The following is a 21,389-nucleotide window of genomic DNA, read 5'->3' as shown; positions in this document are numbered from 1 at the left end:
CGCGCGCCCGGCCGGCGACGTACTGCGCTCCAGTTGTGTCGTTACTTCTCGCGAACCACCACGAAATCCGCCAGGCCCACGAGCTTACGGTGAACTTCTCCCGGCATGTCCATTTTGTCGAGTGCGGCGATGGCGGTGGCGTACTGCCGGCGGGCTTCCCGGGAGGTCCATTCCCGACCGCCGGCCTCCTCGATCAACGCCGCGCGCGTCGCGAACTCTTCCTCGTCGAAGGACTCGATGTCATTGCGGTCGGAGGAATCCGCGGCCTTCGCGTCCGCGGCGAGGAGTTCGGCCAGGCGCTGCGAGGCGGAGCCTCCCGCGGCCAGCGCCGCGACCACCGGGAGGGACTTCTTGCGCTGGCGCAGGTCGCTCCAGGTCTGCTTGCCGGTGGCGGCCGGGTCGCCCCAGATGCCGAGCAGGTCGTCGATGGCCTGGAAGGCCAGGCCGAGGTGGTAACCGTACTCCTCCAGGGCGTCGGCGTCGGCCTCGGAGGCCCCGCCGAGCACCGCCCCGATGGAGGAGGCACAGGCCAGGAGGGCGCCGGTCTTGTTGCCCTCCATCTCCAGGCACTCCTCGACGGTGACCCGCTCGCGGTGCTCGAAGGAGATGTCCTGGGCCTGACCGTCGATCAGCTTCCGGGTGGCGGTGGTGATCCGGCGGGTGGCCCGGCCGGCCTCGACGGTGCCCTGCTCCAGCAGGATCTCGTTGGCGAGGGCGAAGAGCGCGTCGCCGACCAGGATGGCCTGGGCGGGGCCGTGCACCTTCCACACGGTGTCGCGGTGGCGGCGCTGCTCGTCACCGTCCATCAGGTCGTCGTGCAGCAGCGAGAAGTTGTGCACCAGTTCCACGGCGACCGCGCCGGGGACGCCCACCTCGGGGGCGGCGCCCGCCGCCTCGGCGGACAGCAGTGCGAGTGCGGGACGTACGGCCTTGCCGCTGTCGCCGTGGGTCGGGTTGCCCGCGGCGTCGATCCATCCGAAGTGGTAGGCGGCGACGGTGTCCATCGGGGGTGCGAGGCGGTCCACGGCGGCGCGCAGCACCGGCGTGGACAGCTCCCGGCCGCGCTCCAGGAGCGCGGTCACGGTCCCTCTGTCGACGCCCGCGGTCATCTGCTCGTTGCCAGCGGTCACATTCTCTCCTCTGATTGCACTGGTCATGCTCATACCGGCTCCAGGCCTTCGATTGCGAAGGTACGTGGGTCGAAGGGATGGCGGAGGGCGGTCAAAGCTGCTCGGGAGGCCTGCAAACCGCTGCGGACCGCGCTTTCCATCGTCGCGGGCCAGCCGGTGGCGGTCCACGCGCCGGCGAGCCAGACGCCTTCCGCCCGGGTGCGGGAACCCGGGCGGAGGGCGCCGACACCGGGGGCGGGCGCGAAGGTCGCGGTCCGTTCCCTGGTGACGAAGAAATCCAGTACGGCGGCTTCGCGCGCGGCCGGGAGCAGGCGCTCCAGCTCCGGCAGGTAGCGCTCCCGCAGTTCGGCCACGGGGAGGTCGATCTCCTCCTGGGCCGCCGACTGGGACAGGGCGACGTACTGGCCGCCGCCGGTCAGGCCGGAGTGCTCCGTGCGGTCGAAGACCCACTGCACGGGGCTGCCGAGGGCGGCGAAGAAGGGCTGCCGCATGACCTGGCGGTCGTACACCACGTGGACGTTGAGGATCGGCGCGGTGCCGATGCGCAGCAGCGCGTCCGGGTCGGCCAGGGCGCCGGCGGGCAGCAGGCCGTGGGCCTCCTGCTGCGGCACGGCGAGGACGACGGCGTCGGCGGTGAAGCGTTCGGCGCGCCCCGGTCCGGTCTCGGCCTCGACCTCCCAGACCGGGCCGTCGTCGCCGCGGCCGCCGCCGCCGGACCGTACCGGCTCGGGCGCGTCCGTGCGGGTGAGCGAGGTGGCGCGGGCGCGCAGCAGGGTGCGCACGCCCGCCTTGTCCAGGGCGGTGCGGGCACGGTCGTCGTGCAGCTCGCCGAGCGGCCGGGCGGCCCAGCCGATGTCCGCGGCACCCGGCGCGGAGAGCAGACCGGTCTTGAAGACCTTGGCGGCCAGGGCCAGTGACGCCTCGCCCGCCGTGGCGTTGAGCGTGGCCACGCCGACCAGGTCCCACAGCGCCTCGACGGTCCGGTCCGACTGGCCGTGCTCGCGCAGCCAGGTACCGAAGTCCACGTCGTCGAGCGCCGGGTCGGCGGGGTCGAGCGAGCGCAGCGCGAGCGCGGCCCGCCCGACGGACGCCCGCTCGGCCAGGGACAGGTGCGGGTAGGTGGCCAGGCTCGCGGCCAGATGCAGCGGTACGGGAAGGCCCGCGCGGCGCAGCCGGCCGAGCCGGGGCCGCGGGGTCGCGACGTCCAGCACGGGCACGTCGAGCCGGTCCTGGAGGGTGACCAGGTCGGCCGCGTCGATGCGGTCGAGGAACCGCAGGTAGGCGACGCAGCAGCGCAGGAAGACGTGCTGGCCGTTGTCGACCGTCAGGTCACCGCGCCGGAAGGAGAACGCGAGCCCGCCGAGCCGGGGCCGGGCCTCGAGCAGGGTGACGCGCAGCCCGGCGTCGGCCAGTGCCAGTGCCGCCGTCGTGCCCGCGAGCCCGCCGCCGATCACGACGGCCGTCCGCTCAGCCATGAGTCCTCCCCCGGGTGCCGCCGTGCGAGGCACGGAGCACCATTGCCGACAGTGACGCCTCCGGCACGGCGGCGGTTGCCTCACGGCGGCGGAAAACGCCGGTTTTCCGCGACGCTGCCGCTCCCGTGCCGGTTGCGGTGCTTTTGCCGGTGCGGGCGAAGGGGCCCGCGGCCGGTGGAGCGGGTGTCACGCGCGCCCCCTGGCGGCACGACGGGCGTCGAGACCGGCGAGGCCGCGCGCCGCGACGTACGCCTTCTGGTGACCGGGCAGCGAGACCCGGCCGCGCAGCACGGCCTCGGGGTCGGCGGCGATGCGCTCCAGGAGGCGGCGGTAGATGCCGGCCATGGCGGAGACGCAGGCACCGCTGCGGCGGTCCAGCATGGGCAGCAGCCGGTACCCCTCGGCGAACAGGGCGCGGGCCCGCTTCACCTCGTACTCGATCAGGCCCGCGAAGTCGGACCCGGGCGGCGGGGTGTCGGTGAGGAAGCCGCCGGAACAGCCGAACTTCGCGAGGTCGTCCGCGGGCAGGTAGGTGCGCCCGTTGGCGGCGTCCTCGCGCAGGTCCCGCAGGATGTTGGTGAGTTGCAGGGCGAGGCCCAGGGTGTCCGCGTACTCCGCCGCGCGCTCCCGGCCGGGCGCGCCGGGCAGGGTGCCGAAGACGCCGAGCGAGAGCCGGCCGATGGCGCCGGCGACGCAGCGGCAGTAGGACGCGAGGTCGTCCCACGTCTCGTAGGTGTCGCCGCGCAGGTCCATCTGGACGCCGTCGATCAGCTCGTCGAGCCCGCCGAGCGGGAGCGGGAAGCGGCGGGCGGCGTCGGTGAGCGCGACGGCCACCGGGTCGGTGTCGTCCTCGGTGACCGCGCCGTCCCGTACCCGGGCGAGCAGGGCCCGGGTGCCGTCCAGCCGCTGCTGCTTCTCGGGGAGGTCGAGGTCGCCGTCGCCGATGTCGTCCACCCGCCGGGAGAAGGCGTAGAGGGCGGACATGGCCTGCCTCTTGGGGGTGGGCAGGAGCCGGATGCCGTAGGCGAAGTTCCGGGCCTCGTGGCCGGTGACGACCTCGCAGTAGCGGTAGGCCGCGAGCACGGGTCCGGACATGCGATCGGAGCCGTTCACAGTCCGGCTCACCCCTCTCTTCGCAATGTCGACCCCACCTCGCGCAGCAGGCTCAACCTGCCCGCCTTCGGCGGCCCGGGCAGCACGTCGTACCCCGCGTCCGCGATCGCCCGCAGGGCGGCGCGGCCTCCTCCGGCGAACCCGGCGAGCAACAGCCTGAGCCTGCCGTGGACGCTACCCACCAAGGGGGTGCCTTCATTCAGGAGGTCTCGGGCGCGTTCCGCTTCGTACGCAACCAGTGCGCGCACCTGTGCGCCCGCGGTCGCGGCGGTGAGATCGGTTTCGGTGACGCCGAAGCGCTTCATGTCCTCGGCGGGCAGATAGATACGGTCGCGGCCGAGGTCCTCGGCCACGTCCTGGAGGTGTTCGACGATCTGCAGCGCGGTGCAGATCGCGTCCGAGCGGCGGATCCGCTCGGGGGTCGCGGTTCCGGTGATGCCGAGCACGAGCCGGCCGACCGGGTTCGCCGAGAGCTCGCAGTAGGCGAGCAGGTCCGCGTAGGTGGTGTAGCGGCGGACGGTCTGGTCCTGGCGGTTGGCCTCGACGAGGCCGAGGAAGGGGGCCGGCGTCAGGCCGTGGCGCCGGACGGTCGGCACCAGCGCCCGCAGCAGCGGGTGGTGGATGTCGTCGGGACCGGCGTCGAAGACCCGGCGCAGGTCCGCCTCGAAGGCGTCGAGCATGGCGAGGCGGTCCCCGGCGGCCTCCGCCGGCAGTCCCAGGCGTACGGCGTCCGTGCGGCCGCCGTCAGCGAGGTCCCCGTCGCCGATGTCGTCGACGAGCCGGGCGAAGCCGTAGACCGCCATCAGGTCGGCGCGCCAGGAGCGGGGCAGGAAGAAGGGGGCGACGGGGAAGTTCTCGCGGGCCGCCTTGTCGAGGACGGCACGTGAATGGGGGTCCGGCACCGTGACCGCCCGTGCCTCGGGCTTCAGACCGGTCACCGTGGACGTCCCGGTGTGCGGGCGGTGGGTGCTTTCTCCCCAGGGGTCCACAGAGCCATTTCCGTCACATCCCCCGTTCTACACCGATAGCCCATTACACCCAATTTCGGACACGCCGCTCCTATAATTCCTGCTCCGGGCTGTCCCTGCACTCGAACCGATTCTCCGGACGTATCGCCCGAGATCCGGCGATTGAGCACCGCTACAGCTTACGGCGCGGACCCGCTCCGGCGTGCGCCGGGGGGCGGACCGATGTGGATCCGAAAGCAGCAACGCACAAACCGCGGGTTCCCGTCCCCGGTGTCTCGCAAAATCCCGGGAAAATCATCAGCCCCATTCGCCCCGCGAACCGCGCGCCGCGGATGCGCCGGGCGCGCGCCCACTCACTTGGCGTATCCGCGGGGAGCCCGGACGGCGTCCCGGCGCACGGCGACCGGGACGGGGCGGGGGCGCGGCCGAACGCCGCGCGGGTAGGGGAGAGTTCGCGGGAGACCGCGGGGCCCGCGGGGCCCGCGCGGCGCACCGGTGCGCCCGGCGGTCGCGTTCCCCGGCCCCGGACGTGCGCCGGCCCGCGCCCCCGGGCGGGGGCGCGGGCCGGTCCGCGGGGTCACTTCGCGGTGAACTCCTCGTACGCCTTCAGGACGACGCCCGTGGGGCCGTCCATGCGCAGCTCGCCCTTCTCCAGCCACAGCACGCGGTCGCAGGTGTCGCGGATCGACTTGTTGTTGTGGCTGACCAGGAAGACCGTGCCGGCCTCCTTGCGCAGCTCGCGGATCCGCGCCTCGGAGCGCTTCTGGAAGGAGCGGTCACCGGTGGCGAGCGCCTCGTCGATCATCAGGACGTCGTGGCTCTTGGCCGCGGCGATCGAGAAGCGCAGGCGCGCCGCCATGCCGGAGGAGTACGTCCGCATCGGGAGCGAGATGAAGTCGCCCTTCTCGTTGATCCCGGAGAACTCGACGATCTCCTCGTAGCGCCGCCGCACCTCCTCCTGCGACATGCCCATCGCGAGGCCGCCGAGGATGATGTTGCGCTCGCCGGTCAGGTCGTTCATCAGGGCGGCGTTCACGCCGAGCAGCGAGGGCTGGCCCTCGGTGAAGACCCTGCCGCTCTCGGCGGGCAGCAGGCCGGCGATGGCGCGCAGCATGGTGGACTTGCCCGAGCCGTTGGAGCCGATCAGGCCGATCGCCTCGCCGCGGTAGGCGGTGAAGCTCACGCCGCGCACGGCGTGCACCTTGCGGACGTTCGGGTTGCCGCCCTTGCGGGTGACCAGCCGGGACAGGGCCCCGACGGCGCTGCCCTTGCCCGAGCCGGCGCCGTGCACCCGGTACACGATGTGCAGGTCGTCCACGATCACGGTGGGGATGCGCTCGCCGCCCACGGCGGTGTCGTCGTGCTCAGCCACGGCCGTACCTCTCCTCGGCCTTCCAGAAGTACACGAAGCCCCCGACGCCCATGACCACGGCCCAGCCCAGCGCCAGCGCCCACACGTGCGGGGGCAGCTGCTCGGAGGTGAAGCTGTCGATCAGCGCGAAACGCATCAGGTCGATGTAGACGGCCGCGGGGTTGACGTCCAGGAAGATCTTGACCGGGGCCGGCGCGTGCGCCGCGAAGTGGCTGATGCTGTACATGACACCGGAGGCGTACATCCAGGTCCGCAGGATGAACGGCATCAGCTGCGCGAGGTCGGTCATCTTGCTGCCGAGCCGCGCCATCACCAGCGCCAGGCCCGCGTTGAAGACGCATTGCAGGACGAGCGCGGGCACCACCAGCACCCACGACGGCCCGGGCACCTCGCCGGTCATCAGCACGATCGCCAGCAGCACGAACATCGACATCAGCAGCTGCTGCAACTGCACCAGGGTGAAGGCGATCGGCAGGCTCGCGCGCGGGAAGTGCAGCGCGCGGATTAGCCCGAGGTTGCCCGAGACCGCGCGCACCCCCGCGAGCACCGAGGACTGGGTGAAGGTGAAGATGAAGACGCCCGTGACCAGGAAGGCGATGAAGTTGTCGACACCCCGGTCGGTGCCCAGCAGCAGGCCGAAGATGAAGTAGTAGACGGCCGCGTTGAGCAGCGGCGTCAGCACCTGCCAGAGCTGGCCCAGCCGGGCCTGGGTGTACTGCGCCGACACGCGGGCCCGGGCGAACGCCGAGATGAAGTGACGGCGGCTCCACAGCTGCCGTACGTACTCGACGAGGCCCGGCCGTGCGCCGCTGACGGACAGGCCGTACCTGGCCGCCAGCTCGGACGGCGAGGGACCGCCGCCCGCCGGGGGCACTGCGCCCACGGCGACCGCACCGTCGTGCGTTGTCTCGCTCACAGTTGACACTTTCGTCCTCTTGGTGCGCCACGGGCCGGGGCCCGCCGCGCGGGGTCACTCTTCGTCCGAGCTTGTCAGATGATCGGGGGCCGGCCCAGTCGGGCGAGACGCCACACGGTCCGCCACCGCATGGGCCGGCGCGGGCCGCTCGGGGTCGTCCAGCCCTCCTTGAAACCGCCGAACCACGCTCTGAGCGCGGGGCCCGAGGGCCTGCGCAGGAGGGTCAGCAGCAACCACACGCCGAGGTAGACGGGGACCAGGGTCCACGGGAGGTTGCGGCGGGCCAGCCACACGCGGTTGCGGGCCACCATGCGGTGGTAGACCGCGTGCCGCGAGGGGGCGGTCAGCGGGTGGAACAGCACCATGTCGGCGCGGTAGTCGATCATCCAGCCCGCGTCGAGGGCCCGCCACGCGAGGTCGGTCTCCTCGTGGGCGTAGAAGAACTCGTCGGGCAGGCCGCCGACCTCCCGGAAGACCTCCGTGCGCACCGCGTTGGCGCCGCCGAGGAAGGTGGTGACGCGTGAGGAGCGCAGGGGGTCGGAGGCCCGCAGCCGGGGGACGTGGCGGCGCTGGGTGGTCCCGGAGTCCGGGTCGGCGATCCGGAAGCTGACGATGCCGAGCGCGGGGTCCGCGGCGAAGGCCTGGCGGACCAGCTCCCCGGTGTCCTCGTTCGGCAGCAACCCGTCGTCGTCCAGGAAGAGCAGGACGTCCACCTCGCTGCCGCCGGGGCCGAAGGCCTCGATGCCGACGTTGCGGCCGCCGGGGATGCCCAGGTTCTCGGGCAGCTCGACGGACCGCACCCCGGCGGGCAGCTCGGGCAGCGGCGAACCGTTGCCGACCACGGCGACCTCGATCGCCGGGCCGCGCTGCTTGGCGACCGAGTCCAGCAGGTCGCGCAGCTCCTCGGGGCGGTTGCCCATGGTGATGATCACCGCGCCGAGGCGGATCGTTCCGGCCGACGTCCCCACGGCGCTCACCTCAGCCTGCTCGACGCGAGGATCGACACCAGGTGCAGCAGCGTCTGCAGCACGGCGATGGCGGCCAGGAGGCAGACGGCGATGCGGGTGAACAGCAGGTCGCCGTGGACGGAGTCCGCGACGCCGGCGGCGAGGATCAGCAGCGAGGCCTCGACGCCGCCCACCAGCCGGTGGAACTTCAGCGCGGCCGCAGCCCTGCGGGCCACCGCCAGGCCGGACGAGCGGGGCACGGAGGCCTCGTCCTGCACGGCGGGCAGGCCGCTGCGGGTGCGGGCCACGTCCACCAGGTCCGTCTCGGCCTTGATCAGGATCGCGCCGAGCGCGGCCAGCGTCCCGAGGAAGGCCCAGCCCCACTGGGTGGTGGCGCCGTCGCGGTGGAAGACGTCGGCCGCGCGCACGCCGAAGCCGACCAGCAGCGCCGCCTCGGACAGGTAGTGCCCCACCCGGTCGAGGTAGACGCCGGTGATCGAGGTCTGCTTGCGCCAGCGCGCGACCTCGCCGTCGACGCAGTCCAGCAGCAGGTACAGCTGGATCAGCAAGGCACCCGCGACGGCACCGGCGAGGCCCGGCACCAGCAGCGCCGCGCCGGCCGCGATGCCCGCGACGATCATGAGGTACGTGAGCTGGTTGGGGGTCACCCGGCTGTTGACCAGGTGCCGGGTCCAGCGCAGCGAGATCTCGCGCATGTAGATGCGCCCGGCCCAGTGCTCACCGCTGCGACGGTCCTTCAGCCCGGAGGGGTGAACGACCGGCCGCAGCTCAGCTACCGATGGTTTTGGCATAGTCGGCGTATGCGTCCCTGATCTGGTCGGTGGAGAGCTCCAGGTGCTCCAGGATCGTGTAACGCCCGGGGCGGGTCTGCGGAGCGTAGGCGACGGCCGTGACGAACTCGGCCTCCGTGAAGCCGATTTCACCCGGCGTGGTGGGCAGCCCGTGGCGGTGCAGGACCTCCGCGAAGAGGCCGGCCTCGTCCTCGGCGCCGCGCAGGAACATGGCGAAGGCGGCACCGATGCCGACCTGCTCGCCGTGGGCGGCGGCCCGCTTGGGGTACAGCAGGTCGATCGCGTGGCTGATCTCGTGGCACGCCCCGGAGGCGGGGCGGCTGTCGCCGCTGACCGACATCGCGATGCCGGTGAGCACGAGCGCCTCGGACAGCACGGTCAGGAACTCGTCCTCGCCCGTGCCCCCGGGGTGCCGGAGGACCGACTCGCCGGCGGTGCGCGCCATGGCGGCGGCCAGCCCGTCGATCGGCTCCCCGGTCTCGCGGTGGGACAGCTCCCAGTCCGCGATCGCCGAGATGTTGGACAGCGCGTCGCCGATGCCGGAGCGCACGTAGCGGACCGGGGCCTCGCGGATCACGTCGAGGTCGACGACGAGCCCGATCGGGGTCGGCACGCCGTAGGAGCCGCGGCCGTTGTCGTTGTCCAGGGTGGACACCGGCGAGCAGATGCCGTCGTGCGACAGGTTGGTCGCGACCGCCACCAACGGCAGGCCGACGCGCGCGGCGGCGTACTTGGCGGCGTCGATGATCTTGCCGCCGCCGAGCCCGACCACCGCGTCGTAGCGGCTGCCGCGCATGGCGTCGGCCAGCTTCACCGCGCCGTCGATGGTGCCCCCGGCGACCTCGTACCAGTCCGCGCCCGGCAGCGCCGGGGCGAGCCGGTCGCGCAGTACGGCCCCGGAGCCGCCGCTTATCGCGATGGCGAGCCTGCCGGAACTGGAGATGCGCTGGTCGGCGAGTACGCCCGCCAGGTCGTCCAGGGCTCCGGCACGGATGTCGACGACGACCGGCGAGGGGATGAGCCTCGTCAGTACCGGCACGCGATCTCCCGGGCACGGTTGAGGTCGTCGTGGTTGTCGATCTCGACCCAGGAGACCTCGCCGATGGGGGCGACGTCGACCTGGAAGCCGCGGTTGACGAGCTCCTGGTAGCCGTCCTCGTAGTACAGCTGCGGGTCGCGCTCGAAGGTGGCCTTCAGCGCGTCGGCGAGCTCGGCGCCCGCCTCGCCCTCGATGAGGGTGACGCCGATGTACTCGCCGGTCGCGGAGGCCGGGTCCATCAGCTTGGTGATCCGCTGGACGCCCTTGCCCTCGGCGGTGATCACCTTCATCTCCTCGTCGGCCAGCTGCTTGACCGTGTCGAGGGCGAGGATGATGCGCTGCCCGTCGCCGCGGGCGGCGAGCAGGGTCCGCTCCACCGAGACCGGGTGCACGGTGTCGCCGTTGGCGAGGATGACGCCTTCCTTGATGACGTCACGCGCGCACCACAGGGAGTAGGCGTTGTTCCACTCCTCGGCCTTGTCGTTCTCGACGAGGTGGAGCTTGAGGCCGTACTTGGCCTCCAGCTCGGCCTGCCGCTCGTAGACGGCCTCCTTGCGGTAGCCCACGACGATGGCGGCCTCGGTCAGGCCGACCTCGGCGAAGTTGCCCAGCGTGAGGTCCAGCACGGTGGTGGTGCCCTCACCCGCCGGGTCCACCGGCACCAGGGCCTTCGGCAGGGTGTCGGTGTAGGGGCGCAGTCGCCGTCCGGCGCCGGCCGCCAGCACGAGGCCGATCATGCAGGTCCTCCAGTTTCGTCGTGTACAGCGGGTGCTTGTGAGGACACCCAGAAGCCGATGCTCTCGGTGAGCACCACCACCGCCAGCGCGACGGCGAGGACCGTCAGCGCGACCGTGAAACCCGTGTTGTGCGCCAGGGCCGCGGCCGCCGCGGTGACCAGCAGTGCCCGGCCCTCGTGACCGCCCGTCGCGCGGACCAGGCCCCGCGGGGGCGCCCCGGTCCCGCCGCGGATGCGGTACACCGTGTCGTAGTGATGGTAGGCGACAGCGGCCACCAGCCCGAAAGCCGCGGGCAATGCCCCGTTCACATGGGAGACCGCCGCGAGCACCAGAATGGTTGCGTATTCGGCCGCGCGGAAGACCGGCGGCACGATCCAGTCGAGGGCTCCCTTGAGCGGCCGGGACACCGCGAGCGCCGACGTCACGGCGTAGCCGCCGGCCGCGACGAGCGGCCACGGACTGCCTGCCGGGGCGAGCATCGACGTGGCGATCATCACTGCCGCGCCCAGCAGCGCGGCGGTGGGGACGCCGCGGCCCCGGAAGAGACGGATGAGGCCCTCGCCGAGCGGCCCCGTGTCGGCGAGGTCGGTCAGCGCGCGGGCGGCGGCGGCACCGGAGGGCGTCCTGCGGCGCAGCGAGCGCAGCACGCGGCCCGCGGTGGTGTAGCAGGCCGCGAGCCCGCAGGCGGCGATGAGCACGATGAAGGTGACGCGCGGCGTGGTCGCCGCCGTGAGGACCGCGATCAGCGCCCAGCGTTCGCCGATGGGCAGCACGATCATGCGGCGCAGCCACACCGTCCAGCCGACGCGGTCGAGCTTCCGGGAGAGCACCGCGGCGCCGGTCCCGGCGTCCTGGCTGGTCTCGGCGAAGGCGAAGTCCACGACGTGGCGGCAGGTCTGCAGCACCATGGCGCCGAGCGCCAGCGCCCAGACGTCGTCGCCGCCGCGGGCCGCGCCGAGCGCGAGGCCCGCGTAGTAGGCGTACTCCTTGGCGCGGTCGAAGGTGGCGTCCAGCCAGGCGCCGAGCGTGGAGTACTGCAGCGAGTACCGGGCCAGCTGGCCGTCGGTGCAGTCCAGGACGAACGACGTGAGCAGCAGCACACCCGCGGCGACGAAGCCCGGCCGGGTGCCGGTGGCCGCGCAGCCGGCCGCGATCAGGGCCACCAGCAGCGAGGCGGTGGTCACCTGGTTCGGGGTGAGCCCGCGGCGGGCGCACCAGCGCGCGATGTAGCGGGAGTAGGGGCTGATGAAGAACGTGGTGAAGAAGCCGTCGCGGGACTTCACGGCGCTGCGCAGCCGCACCGCCTCGTCGTCGACGGCGGCGACGGCCGCCTCCGCGCCCGCCCGCGCCGCGGCGTCGGCGGGGACGGTCGCGACCAGGACGCCCAGCTCGGGGCGGTGGACGGGCACGCCGTCCTTGTCCATGCGGGCGGCGAGCCGGTCGGCGAGGGTCTCGCCCTCACCCCCCTCGTCCCCGTTCCCGTTCTCCGCGACGGCCCGCACCAGGGCGGCGCGGGCGGCCGGGCGCACCGAGACGGCACCGGGCAGGGCGGAGGCGTCGAAGCGGGGGTCGGTCAGCCCGAGGCGCAGTGCGTGCACGTGCCCGACGAAGCGCGGGTCGACCACGGCGACGGGCTCGGCCGCGGGGACGGCCCGCAGGCGTGCGGCGAGCGAGGCGGCGTCCTCCGCGGTGACGACCTCGAAGCCGAGCTGCCGCATGTCGCCCTCGATCGGCGACGACGCGACCCGCGGACCGGTGAGGATGGCGGTCGACAGAAGGACTCATCTCCCTGGACGTGCGTGTGTGCCCGGCGCCTTCCGGGGACGCCGCCGCACAGGTTCGTGACGCACCGCGCGGGGCTGTGTCGGCAGAGGCTATCGGATTCCCGGAAGGCTCCGTTCACCGGCCGTTTCCCCTGCGGTGGGCCACCGGGCGTGATCATCATCGCCGATCGCGGAGGCCCCGACAACGCCCGGTACGCCTCGTATGCGGGGCGTCACGGTGGGTGTCCGTACGCCGGTCTCCCCCCGGCCCGGAGGGAGCGCCCGGGGCTTCTGTCGGGGGGCTCTCCGCGGCGGCCATGCGCCACCGGGCGCGACGCCTCGCCCGGGGTCGGCGCCCCACACCGATCCCCGGCGGGGTGCGGCCCCGCGCTCCCCTGCCGCGTGCCCTGCCCCGGGTCCGCGGCCCGGCCGCTCGGCGGACGACTACGGCAACGACGCGGACGGCCCGGGCCCGGTCCCCACCCGGCGGCTCGACACCGCCCCGGTCCTGCGCCTGGCGGCGCGACGCCTCCCCCGGGTCGAGCCCCGGCGGCAGCCCAAAGGAGCGGGCCCGCACTCCCGCCGACACGGAGCGGCTTCGGGGGCGTGCAGACTCTCCCCTACGGTGCTGCAGCCGAAGCCCCATCGCCGGCGACCGCCCGGACCCAGCACCCCGCCGCGGGCCACTCGGCGATCGCCCACGGCGCCGACGCGGGCGGCCGCATGCCGAGCCCCGGCGGGAGCCCAAGGAAGCGAGCCCGCACTCCCGGCTGACGCGGAGGGGTTTCGGGGGCGCGCAGCGCAGGGCCTCCTCCCCCGCAGCGCTGCCGCCGGGCCGCACGTCGCCGGTGACCGGCCGGAACCAGCACCCCGGCGCGCGGGCGGCCCGGCACCGCAGGGGGAGCCGGGGCGTCGGGTACCGGCCAGTGGGAGGCCCGAGGGGGATGGGGCCGCCGGCGGAGCCACTAGGGTGGCGCCCATGACTTGGTTGATCACCGGCGGGGCCGGCTTCATCGGATCTCACGTGGTGCGGGCGATGAGCAGCGCGGGCGAGCGCGTGGTCGTGCTCGACGACGGCTCGGCCGGTGTGCCGGCCAGGGTGCCCGCGGACGTCCCGGTGGTGACCGGTTCCGTGCTGGACCGGGCCGTGCTGGACGAGGCGATCACCGCGCACGGGGTCACGGGTGTCGTGCACCTGGCCGCCCGGAAGCAGGTCGGCGAGTCGGTCGAGCAGCCGCTGCGCTACTACCGGGAGAACCTCGGCGGCCTCGGGACGCTGCTGGAGGCGGTGGCGGAGGCCGGCATCGGCCGCTTCGTCTTCTCCTCCTCCGCCGCCGTGTACGGCCTGCCCGACGTGCCGTTGGTGACGGAGTCCACGCCGTGCCTGCCGATCAGCCCGTACGGCGAGACCAAGCTGGCCGGCGAGTGGCTGGTCCGGGCGGCCGGGCGGGCGCACGGGATCTCCACCGCGTGCCTGCGCTACTTCAACGTCGCGGGGGCGGCCGAGCCCCGGCTGGCCGACACCGGGGTGTTCAACATCGTCCCGATGGTCTTCGACAGACTGACCCGCGGCGAGGCCCCGCAGATCTTCGGGGACGACTACCCGACCCCCGACGGCACGTGCGTGCGGGACTACATCCACGTCGAGGACCTCGCCGACGCCCACCTCGCGGCGGCCCGCTGGGTCGGTGAGCGAGACGGCGCCGCCGACCTGACGGTGAACATCGGCCGCGGCGAGGGCGTCTCCGTCCGGGAGCTGATCGACGTCGTCCTGGAGGTCACCGGCCGCAAGGACGTCGAGCCGGTGATCCTGCCGCGGCGCGCGGGCGACCCGGCGAGCGTGGTCGCCTCGTCCGAGCTGATCCGCCGGGAGCTGGGCTGGACGGCGAGCCGCGGGGTCCGCGAGATGGTCGAGTCCGCGTGGGACGGATGGTGCCTGAACCACCCGGAGGCGCGGGGCGCCTGACCACCGGCGTTCCCCCGCGGCCGTGACGCGGTCCATCGCCGCAGGTCACCACGGCTGACGGCGGTCACCGGTCGGCGAGTTGCCCACGGACGGTGACCGTTGTTCACTGGGCTCGCCGGTCTCCGCGCGCGGGCACGCCGTCGCGCGGGGGGCGTCGGACGGGAGTGTCGGGCGATGGGCGCAGGGCACGCGCACGGCCACGGCCACCCGCACGGGCCGCGGTCGGCGACCACGGGCACGGCGGCCGCCGCGTACCGCGGGCGGCTGCGCACGGCCCTCGGGATCACCCTGCTCGTCCTGGTGGCGGAGGTCGCGGGCAGCGCGCTCACCGGTTCGCTGGCCCTGCTCGCCGACGCCGGGCACATGGCGACCGACGCGGCGGGCCTGGCGATGGCGCTGGTGGCCATCCACTTCGCCAACCGTCCGCCGAGCGAGCGCCGCACCTTCGGTCTGGCGCGCGCCGAGATCCTGTCGGCCGTGGCCAACGCGGTGCTGCTGTTCGGCGTGGGCGCCTTCATCTTCTACGAGGCGGTCCGCCGGCTGATCACGCCCACCGAGGTCGAGGGCGGGCTGACCGTCGTCTTCGGTGCGGTCGGCCTGGTGGCGAACTCGGTGTCCCTGGTGCTGCTGATGGGCGGGCAGCGCGAGAGCCTGAACGTCCGGGGCGCCTTCCTGGAGGTCGCGGCGGACGCGCTGGGCTCGCTGGCCGTTGTCGTGGCGGCGCTGGTGATCCTGGCCACGGGCTGGCAGCGGGCGGACCCAATGGCCTCGATCCTGATCGGTCTGATGATCGTCCCGCGGACGTGGCGGCTGCTGCGCGAGGCGATCGACGTCCTGCTGGAGGCGGCGCCCAAGGACGTGGACATGGCCGACGTGCGCGCGCACATCCTGGCGCTGCCCGGGGTGGCGGGGCTGCACGACCTGCACGTGTGGACGATCACCTCCGGGATGCCGGTGCTCTCCGCCCACGTCGTGGTCAGCCGGGACGTCCTGGACGCGGTCGGCCACGAGAAGATGCTGCACGACCTGCAGAGCTGCCTCGGCACCCACTTCGACGTGAAGCACTGCACCTTCCAGCTGGAGCCGGTGGGACACGCGGAGCACGAGGCGCGGCTGTGCCACTGAGGGCACGCCACGGCCGCGACGAAGTGTCACCATACGACAACTCGCTGCAACCGCACCGTGCGTCCCCGCGTGAGGCAAACTGAGGTCTTGTCGTCGAAGCAAAGGATGGCCATGCCCACGAGCCCCGCCGCCGACCGGCCCCGCACCCCCGCCGCGGACCCCTCCTCCAACGGTGCCCCGGCACCGATCCTCCTCGAGCTGGTCGACGAGACCGGTGCGACGATCGGCACCGCGGAGAAGCTGTCGGCACACCTGCCGCCGGGGCGGCTCCATAGGGCGTTCTCGGTCTTCCTCTTCGACGGCGAGGGCAGGCTGCTGCTGCAGCGCCGGGCGGCCGGGAAGTACCACTCCCCCGGGGTCTGGTCGAACACCTGCTGCGGCCACCCCTACCCGGGTGAGGCGCCCTTCGTCGCCGCCGCGCGCCGCACCGCCGAGGAGCTCGGCGTGGCGCCCGCGCTGATGCGGGAGGCCGGTACGGTCCGCTACAACCACCCGGACCCCGCGTCGGGCCTGGTCGAGCAGGAGTACAACCACCTCTTCGTCGGCCTGGTGACCGCGCCGCTGGACCCGGACCCGGAGGAGATCGGCGAGACCGCGTTCGTGTCGCCCGCCGGGCTCGCCGCGCTCCGCGCCGAAGGACCGTTCTCGGCCTGGTTCCCGACCGTGCTCGACGCCGCGCTGCCCGCGGTCCGCGAGCTGACGGGCGACGCGGGCTGGTAGTCCCGCCCGCGCCGTCCGTGCGGTCAGTGCACCAGGCCGGGCGGCAGCGGGAGCGCGGCCCAGATGACCTTGCCGCCGGTCGTCGTCTGCTGGACGTCGCACATCCCGCCCGCCTCCGCGGTGACCGTCTTGACCAGCAGCAGGCCGCGCCCGCCGGTGTCGGCGTCGTCGACCTGGAGGGCCTTGGGCCGGTACGGGTGGTTGTCCTCGACCGCCACCCGTACCCAGTCCACGCCCGCGGCGAACTCCACCGCGATCTCCGGCGAGAGCAGCGCGGCGTGCCGCACCGCGTTGGTGACCAGCTCGGAGACGATCAGCAGCAGGCCGTGCAGCAGTTCCTCGGTGACCGGCACGCCCTGGCGGACGATCAGCTCCCGTACGGCGTGCCGGGCCTGCGGCACGGAGGAGTCCAGTGCGGGGGCGGTGAAGCGCCACACGCCCTCGTACGGGCGCGGGACATCCGGCGCCACCGGGGGCACCGGATCGGGGGGCGGGACGCTCCCGCGTACGTCCATGGCGGTCTTCACCCTCGCATTCGCGCGATGCACCCCGCGGTCCCCACGGGCCGCCCACGGCGGCGGCGGGGTCCGCCTCACGGATCGAGTGTCGGCAGGTGGAGGGCCCACCCCGAGCCGCTGACCGTAAATCCGCATCTTTCGACCACGTCCGACCCGGGACGACCGGACGTGTCGGACCGGTGAACCCTCCTGATCCGGCCGTTCCGGTTCACTGACGCGTCAGCGGGGCGTCCCGGGCGTCGGCGACCATGCCGACGATCCGCCGGCCGCCGAGACCGGCGCCGAGCAGCCCGAGCCCGTCGAAGAGCAGCGCCAGCGAGAAGAAGGCGCCGATGACGTAGACGCTGCTGTCCGGCCAGTCGGCGAGGACCAGGATCGCCAGCAGGATGCCGACGGCGCCCTGGATGAGCGTCCAGACCATGTGCGGCCCGCGCACCACCATGCCGCCGAAGAGCCGGAAGATCCCGCCGGTCAGGAAGAGCAGCGCGGCGAACATGGTGAGGGCGGCCGCCGTCTGTTCGGGATTGCGGATCACGACGACCCCGGCGGCGATGTAGAGGGCGGCGACGACCAGGGCGAGCCAGAAGAAGTTGCTGTTGCGGTTCTGCACCGCCTGCACCAGGCCGACGACGCCGCCGACCAGTAGCAGCCAGCCGAAGAGCAGCATCGAGGTGATGGTCGCGAAGCCCACGTAGCACAGCCCGACCAGGCCGCCCACGACCAGGACCGCCCCGAGGGCGGCGACCCAGCCGAAACTGCGCTTGATCCCGGCCTCCGGGGGCTCCGGATGCCTCTTCCGTCCCTTGAACGGTGCCATGGCCGCCGCCTCCTTGCGCTCGTCGGGAGCCAGTCGGGAGCTACAGCTCGTATACCCGATTTGCCGTGGCACGGACCGGGATAGGATCCCCGTCCGGCGGCCTCCGCGATCTCCGCCGCCGGCCGGACGACGACGAGATGAGGGATGCGGGCATGTCCGAGCCGTCCGGACCCGGCCTGGTGGTGCGCACGGTGGGCGCCACCGCCACGGTGACCATCAGCCACCCGGCCAAGCGCAACGCGATGACGGTGGCGATGTGGCGGGAGCTGCCCGCCCTGCTCGACGGCCTCGCGGCGGACCCGGCCGTGCGCGTCCTGGTGCTCACCGGGGCCGGTGACACCTTCTGCGCCGGCGCCGACATCTCCGACCTGCGCGACCCGGCGAGTGGTTCCGGCGCGGCGCAAAGCGCGGCCGTGGGCGCGGAGGAGGCCCTCGCGGCGTTCCCCAAGCCGACCCTGGCCGCGATCCGCGGCTCCTGCGTGGGCGGCGGCTGCCAGCTCGCGGCCGCCTGCGACCTGCGGTTCGCCGCGGAGGGGGCGCGCTTCGGGGTCACCCCGGCACGGCTGGGCATCGTCTACCCGGCGTCCTCCACGCGGCGGCTGGTCGGCCTGGTGGGACCCTCGACGGCGAAGCACCTGCTGTTCTCCGCGGAGCTGATCGACCACGAACGGGCGCTGCGGACCGGGCTGGTGGACGAGGTGCTGGCGGCGGACGCACTGGACAAGCGGGTCGAGGAGTTCACGGCGGTGCTCGCCTCCCGTTCGCTGCTGACGCAGGCGGCGGCCAAGGAGTTCACCGCGCCGGAACCCGACCCGGGGCGGGTCGCCCACTGGGCCCGCCAGGCGGAGCGCAGCGAGGAGACGGCCGAGGGCGTGGCGGCGTTCCTGGAACGCCGCGAGCCCCGCTTCACCTGGACGGTGGGACGCGGCTGAACGCGCCCCGGTGACGCCGGCTCAACGACTCGGCACGTGCCCTCCGGGTGTCAGGACCGGTAGCGGATGGCGCGACCGCCGAGCCGCTCCACGACCACCCGCGGGTGGGGCCGACCCGGCTGCCGCGCTGGTCGCCCTTGTCCGCCCGGGCCATCGCGTCGTCGTGGACGACTGGGAACCGGCCGATGCACCGCCTGCCGCCGACGAGGACGGTCTCCTGGAGCCGGCGGTGGACATCTGGGACGTCGAACTGCACGGCTTCCGGGTGACCGCGACGGCACAGGCCGGGGTCACGGGCTGACGTGGGTCAGCTGCCGGGACCCGGGCCGGTGGGGTTCGACAGGTGCGGAGGCAGGGGCACGCCCGGGCGCAGGGCGGGGTCGGGGACAGGGGTGCCCCGGGTGGTGGTGAGGGGCAGGACGCCCGCCCACACGGGCAGTGCGGCGTCGGGCCCGTCGCCGTCGCCGGGCGGGCCCGTACGGAACTTGACCGAGGCCTCGTCGGTGGCCAGCGCGAGCAGGGTCGTCGCGGCGAGTTCGCGGCGGTCCGGCCGCCGGGCGTGGTCCCACTGCCCGGGGGCGCACTGCTCGGTCAGCACGCGCAGTCCGTGCAGCTTCTCCTCGGGGTCGGTGACGGTGCGGGGCGTGCCGAGGACCATCGCGCTGCGGTAGTTGACCCCGTGCTCGAAGACGGAACGGGCCAGGACCAGGCCGTCGACGTGGGTCACGGTGACGCACACCGGGGCGCCCGGGGCCCGGCGCAGGCTGCGGCTCGCCACGGAGCCGTGCAGGTAGAGGGTGCCCGCGGCGGCGTCGTACCCGTAGACGGTGGGCAGGGCCAGCGGCGTGCCGTCGACGACGACGGCGAGGTGGCAGACGAAGCCCGGGCCCAGCACGGCGTCCAGGTCGTCACGGGCGACGCTGCCCTGCTCGCGGAGGCGGCGGTGGCGGGTGCGGTCGGTCACGCGGAGGGTGCGGTCGGGGGCTGGCACGGGCGGGCCTCCGGGGGTCGTGGTTACTGGGCGCCGAGGCTAGCCATACCAACATCCTGTCGCCACACTTTCCGCGGAATCGGTGGCCGTGGCCGTCTGTGCGACGGATTCAGTGCTTCGCGGACCCGGGGCTCGGCGACATGCCGACCGGTCGGTAACCTGCTGCCATGACCGCCACCGTCCCCGCCCCCGCGCTGGAACCGCGCGCGGGCCGGCGCTGCCACAACAGCCTCAACCCCCTGCACTCGGTCGTGTACTTCTCGCCCGAGTACGACCGTGAGCTCACGGCACTCGGCCTGGAGCGCGGCGCCATGGCCTACTTCGCCGGGCGGGCCGCCCCGCTGGGCGCCGTCGCGGCGGGGACGGTCACCGCCACCTTCTACAACTTCAACCACGCGATCATCGCCCCGGTCATCCCGCGCGCCTGGGACGTCGCGACCCCGGAGGCGGTCCTCGAGGCCCGGCTGCGCATCGCGGACGCCGTCCTGACGCGGCTGCTGGGGCCGGAGGTCATCGCCTCCGCCGACCTCGCCGACGCCGCCCGCCTGGCGCTGCGGGCCACCGAGGCGTGCACGCGCGAGGCCAGGCCGCTGTACGCCGCGAACGCGGACCTGACCGTGCCGGAGCCGCCGCACCTGACGCTGTGGCACGCCGCCACCCTGCTGCGGGAGCACCGGGGCGACGGGCACCTCGCCGCCCTGGCCGCGGCCGGCCTGAACGGGCTGGAAGCCCTGGTGACCCACACCGCCACCGGCAAGGGCTTCAGCCCCGGCTTCGTGCAGCGCAGCCGCGGCTGGTCCGCCGAGGACTGGGCCGCGGCCCAGGACGGGCTCCGCGAGCGGGGCCTCCTCGACGCGGCGGGCGAGCTCACGGACCGCGGCGTCGAACTGCGCCGCGAGATCGAGGGCGTGACCGACCGCCTCGACCGCGGCCCCTACGAGCACCTCGGCGCCGCCGCGGTCGACCGCCTCACCTCCCTCGCCGGCGCGCTCACCCACCGCGTCCTGGGCAACGGCGGCTTCCCCCTGCAGCACTTCGGCAAGGGCTGAGGGCACGGCGCACCCCGAGCCCGGCGCCGCGGAGGCTGTCGACGGGCGGTGTCGACACATCGACACGGCACCGGGGTCAGGGTGCGGGGGCCGCCGGGGCGGGGTCGGGGTCGGGCGTCCCGCTGCGGGTGACCTCGCGGGCGGGGTGGTCCGCCGCACGTTTCTCGCCCCGGGCGGCGCCGATCCCGGCGACGACGACCAGGGCCGTCCCCGCCGCCTGCAGGCCGGTGGGGACCTGGGAGACCAGCACCATCGCGGCGAGCAGACTGACCGCGGGTTCCATGCCCGCGAGGGTTCCGTAGGCGGTCGTGCCGATCCGCTGCAGGGCCTTCATCTCCAGCAGGAAGGGCACCAGCGGCATCAGGACGGCGATGCCCGCGACCGCCGCCACGACCGGCCACGTGGCGCCCGACACCACGCCAGGCGCGCCGAAGGGCGCGGTGAACACCGTGGCGACGCCGAGGGAGACGGCGAGGCCGTGTTGCGCCGGGAAGCGGCTTCCGACGTGCTGGGTGCCGATCACGTACAGCGCCCAGCACCCGCCTGAGGCGACGCCGAAGAGGACGCCCGCCACGTCGGCGCCGCCCTGCCACGGGGAGGTGAGGCACAGGACGCCGACTGCCGCGAGCAGTAGCCAGGCGAGTTCGCGGCGCTGCCGCAGCGAGGCGACGGCGACGGCCAGCGGCCCGAGGAACTCCAGGGCGGTCGCCGTGCCCAGGGGGATGCGTGCGGCGGCCTCCGAGAAGAGCAGCATCATGGCGCCGCTGACCGCGCCGAGCAGGACGACCGCCGCCAGGTCGCGGCGCGGTGCGGCATGCAGCGCGGGCCAGAGCGAGCGGCCGGTGAAGGCGAGCAGCAGCAGCGCGGCGAAGCCGACGCGCAGCCACGTGGTGCCGGCCGGGCCGATGTCGTCGAAGAGCTCGGTCGTCAGGGCGCTGCCGGTGTGCAGCACGGTCATCGCGGCCAGGATCAGCACGGCACCAGGTATGCGGCGTGACG

General features: G+C 73.8%; 21 protein-coding genes. 6 read left to right on the top strand and 15 right to left on the bottom strand.

The features are described from left to right. Nucleotides 1-41: 41 nt before the first annotated feature. The 11 genes from ACZ7MY_RS23245 to ACZ7MY_RS23195 all read right to left on the bottom strand — a co-directional run bounded on the left by ACZ7MY_RS23245 (nucleotide 42) and on the right by ACZ7MY_RS23195 (nucleotide 12,284). Nucleotides 42-1,163, bottom strand: a complete 1,122-nt coding sequence (locus ACZ7MY_RS23245) for a polyprenyl synthetase family protein (protein WP_499604289.1) — start codon at nucleotides 1,161-1,163, stop codon at nucleotides 42-44. Next, nucleotides 1,160-2,605 carry a hydroxysqualene dehydroxylase HpnE gene (gene hpnE, locus ACZ7MY_RS23240; protein WP_499604287.1) on the bottom strand — a complete coding sequence of 482 codons (1,446 nt, stop codon included), beginning with the start codon at nucleotides 2,603-2,605 and terminating at the stop codon, nucleotides 1,160-1,162. The genes ACZ7MY_RS23245 and hpnE overlap by 4 nt, the downstream gene beginning before the upstream one ends. Before the next feature lie 186 nt (nucleotides 2,606-2,791). Further along, nucleotides 2,792-3,700, bottom strand: coding sequence for a presqualene diphosphate synthase HpnD (gene hpnD, locus ACZ7MY_RS23235; RefSeq protein ID WP_499604483.1), 909 nt, complete (start codon nucleotides 3,698-3,700; stop codon nucleotides 2,792-2,794). A 26-nt stretch (nucleotides 3,701-3,726) separates the two neighbouring features. Then, complete coding sequence (hpnC, locus tag ACZ7MY_RS23230; protein ID WP_499604481.1) at nucleotides 3,727-4,647, bottom strand: squalene synthase HpnC; 921 nt, start codon at nucleotides 4,645-4,647, stop codon at nucleotides 3,727-3,729. A gap of 616 nt (nucleotides 4,648-5,263) precedes the next feature. After that, the gene (locus ACZ7MY_RS23225; protein ID WP_499604286.1) at nucleotides 5,264-6,058 is read right to left on the bottom strand and encodes an ABC transporter ATP-binding protein; all 795 of its coding nucleotides are present in this window, start codon (nucleotides 6,056-6,058) and stop codon (nucleotides 5,264-5,266) included. Next, nucleotides 6,051-6,974 (bottom strand): ABC transporter permease, encoded by a 924-nt coding sequence (locus ACZ7MY_RS23220; RefSeq protein WP_499604284.1) that lies wholly within the window; start codon nucleotides 6,972-6,974, stop codon nucleotides 6,051-6,053. The genes ACZ7MY_RS23225 and ACZ7MY_RS23220 overlap by 8 nt, the downstream gene beginning before the upstream one ends. Before the next feature lie 74 nt (nucleotides 6,975-7,048). Next, a complete protein-coding gene (locus ACZ7MY_RS23215; RefSeq protein ID WP_499604479.1) occupies nucleotides 7,049-7,894 on the bottom strand; it encodes a glycosyltransferase family 2 protein in 846 nt (281 codons plus the stop codon). A gap of 53 nt (nucleotides 7,895-7,947) precedes the next feature. Beyond that, a complete protein-coding gene (locus ACZ7MY_RS23210; protein ID WP_499604281.1) occupies nucleotides 7,948-8,733 on the bottom strand; it encodes a CDP-alcohol phosphatidyltransferase family protein in 786 nt (261 codons plus the stop codon). Continuing rightward, complete coding sequence (locus ACZ7MY_RS23205) at nucleotides 8,711-9,772, bottom strand: iron-containing alcohol dehydrogenase family protein (protein ID WP_499604279.1); 1,062 nt, start codon at nucleotides 9,770-9,772, stop codon at nucleotides 8,711-8,713. The genes ACZ7MY_RS23210 and ACZ7MY_RS23205 overlap by 23 nt, the downstream gene beginning before the upstream one ends. Further along, nucleotides 9,760-10,509 (bottom strand): phosphocholine cytidylyltransferase family protein, encoded by a 750-nt coding sequence (locus tag ACZ7MY_RS23200; RefSeq protein ID WP_499604278.1) that lies wholly within the window; start codon nucleotides 10,507-10,509, stop codon nucleotides 9,760-9,762. The genes ACZ7MY_RS23205 and ACZ7MY_RS23200 overlap by 13 nt, the downstream gene beginning before the upstream one ends. Next, complete coding sequence (locus tag ACZ7MY_RS23195) at nucleotides 10,506-12,284, bottom strand: DUF5941 domain-containing protein (protein WP_499604477.1); 1,779 nt, start codon at nucleotides 12,282-12,284, stop codon at nucleotides 10,506-10,508. Before ACZ7MY_RS23195 ends, ACZ7MY_RS23200 begins: the two co-directional genes overlap by 4 nt. A 967-nt stretch (nucleotides 12,285-13,251) precedes the next feature. Here ACZ7MY_RS23195 and galE point away from each other — a divergent pair. From galE to idi, 3 genes are all read left to right on the top strand, one after another. Beyond that, nucleotides 13,252-14,238: a UDP-glucose 4-epimerase GalE gene (gene galE / locus ACZ7MY_RS23190; protein WP_499604277.1), complete on the top strand. Its 987-nt coding sequence runs from the start codon at nucleotides 13,252-13,254 to the stop codon at nucleotides 14,236-14,238. A 174-nt stretch (nucleotides 14,239-14,412) separates the two neighbouring features. After that, a complete protein-coding gene (locus ACZ7MY_RS23185; protein ID WP_499604275.1) occupies nucleotides 14,413-15,363 on the top strand; it encodes a cation diffusion facilitator family transporter in 951 nt (316 codons plus the stop codon). A gap of 111 nt (nucleotides 15,364-15,474) precedes the next feature. Then, on the top strand, nucleotides 15,475-16,083 hold the full coding sequence (gene idi, locus ACZ7MY_RS23180) for an isopentenyl-diphosphate Delta-isomerase (RefSeq protein ID WP_499604273.1): 609 nt from the start codon (nucleotides 15,475-15,477) through the stop codon (nucleotides 16,081-16,083). 23 nt (nucleotides 16,084-16,106) lie between these two features. Here idi and ACZ7MY_RS23175 read toward each other — a convergent pair whose 3' ends face one another. Both ACZ7MY_RS23175 and ACZ7MY_RS23170 read right to left on the bottom strand, forming a co-directional pair. Beyond that, entirely contained in the window at nucleotides 16,107-16,598 is a 492-nt protein-coding gene (locus ACZ7MY_RS23175) for an ATP-binding protein (RefSeq protein WP_499604271.1), read from the bottom strand. Nucleotides 16,599-16,809: 211 nt separating this feature from the next. Further along, entirely contained in the window at nucleotides 16,810-17,418 is a 609-nt protein-coding gene (locus ACZ7MY_RS23170; RefSeq protein WP_499604269.1) for an HdeD family acid-resistance protein, read from the bottom strand. A 152-nt stretch (nucleotides 17,419-17,570) separates the two neighbouring features. Between ACZ7MY_RS23170 and ACZ7MY_RS23165 the strand changes: the two genes are divergently transcribed. Further along, nucleotides 17,571-18,350, top strand: coding sequence for an enoyl-CoA hydratase/isomerase family protein (locus ACZ7MY_RS23165; RefSeq protein WP_499604268.1), 780 nt, complete (start codon nucleotides 17,571-17,573; stop codon nucleotides 18,348-18,350). 163 nt (nucleotides 18,351-18,513) lie between these two features. Then, a complete protein-coding gene (locus ACZ7MY_RS23160) occupies nucleotides 18,514-18,651 on the top strand; it encodes a hypothetical protein (protein ID WP_499604266.1) in 138 nt (45 codons plus the stop codon). 6 nt (nucleotides 18,652-18,657) lie between these two features. Here ACZ7MY_RS23160 and ACZ7MY_RS23155 read toward each other — a convergent pair whose 3' ends face one another. Then, nucleotides 18,658-19,314: a pyridoxamine 5'-phosphate oxidase family protein gene (locus ACZ7MY_RS23155; protein WP_499604264.1), complete on the bottom strand. Its 657-nt coding sequence runs from the start codon at nucleotides 19,312-19,314 to the stop codon at nucleotides 18,658-18,660. A gap of 194 nt (nucleotides 19,315-19,508) precedes the next feature. Between ACZ7MY_RS23155 and ACZ7MY_RS23150 the strand changes: the two genes are divergently transcribed. Continuing rightward, nucleotides 19,509-20,390, top strand: coding sequence for an SCO6745 family protein (locus tag ACZ7MY_RS23150; RefSeq protein WP_499604263.1), 882 nt, complete (start codon nucleotides 19,509-19,511; stop codon nucleotides 20,388-20,390). A 76-nt stretch (nucleotides 20,391-20,466) separates the two neighbouring features. Here ACZ7MY_RS23150 and ACZ7MY_RS23145 read toward each other — a convergent pair whose 3' ends face one another. Then, nucleotides 20,467-21,366, bottom strand: coding sequence for an EamA family transporter (locus tag ACZ7MY_RS23145; RefSeq protein WP_499604261.1), 900 nt, complete (start codon nucleotides 21,364-21,366; stop codon nucleotides 20,467-20,469). Nucleotides 21,367-21,389 lie beyond the last annotated feature (23 nt).

It is taken from the genome of Streptomyces sp. NPDC111520 (assembly GCF_055635295.1).
This window is presented reverse-complemented; position numbering and strand designations above follow the sequence as displayed.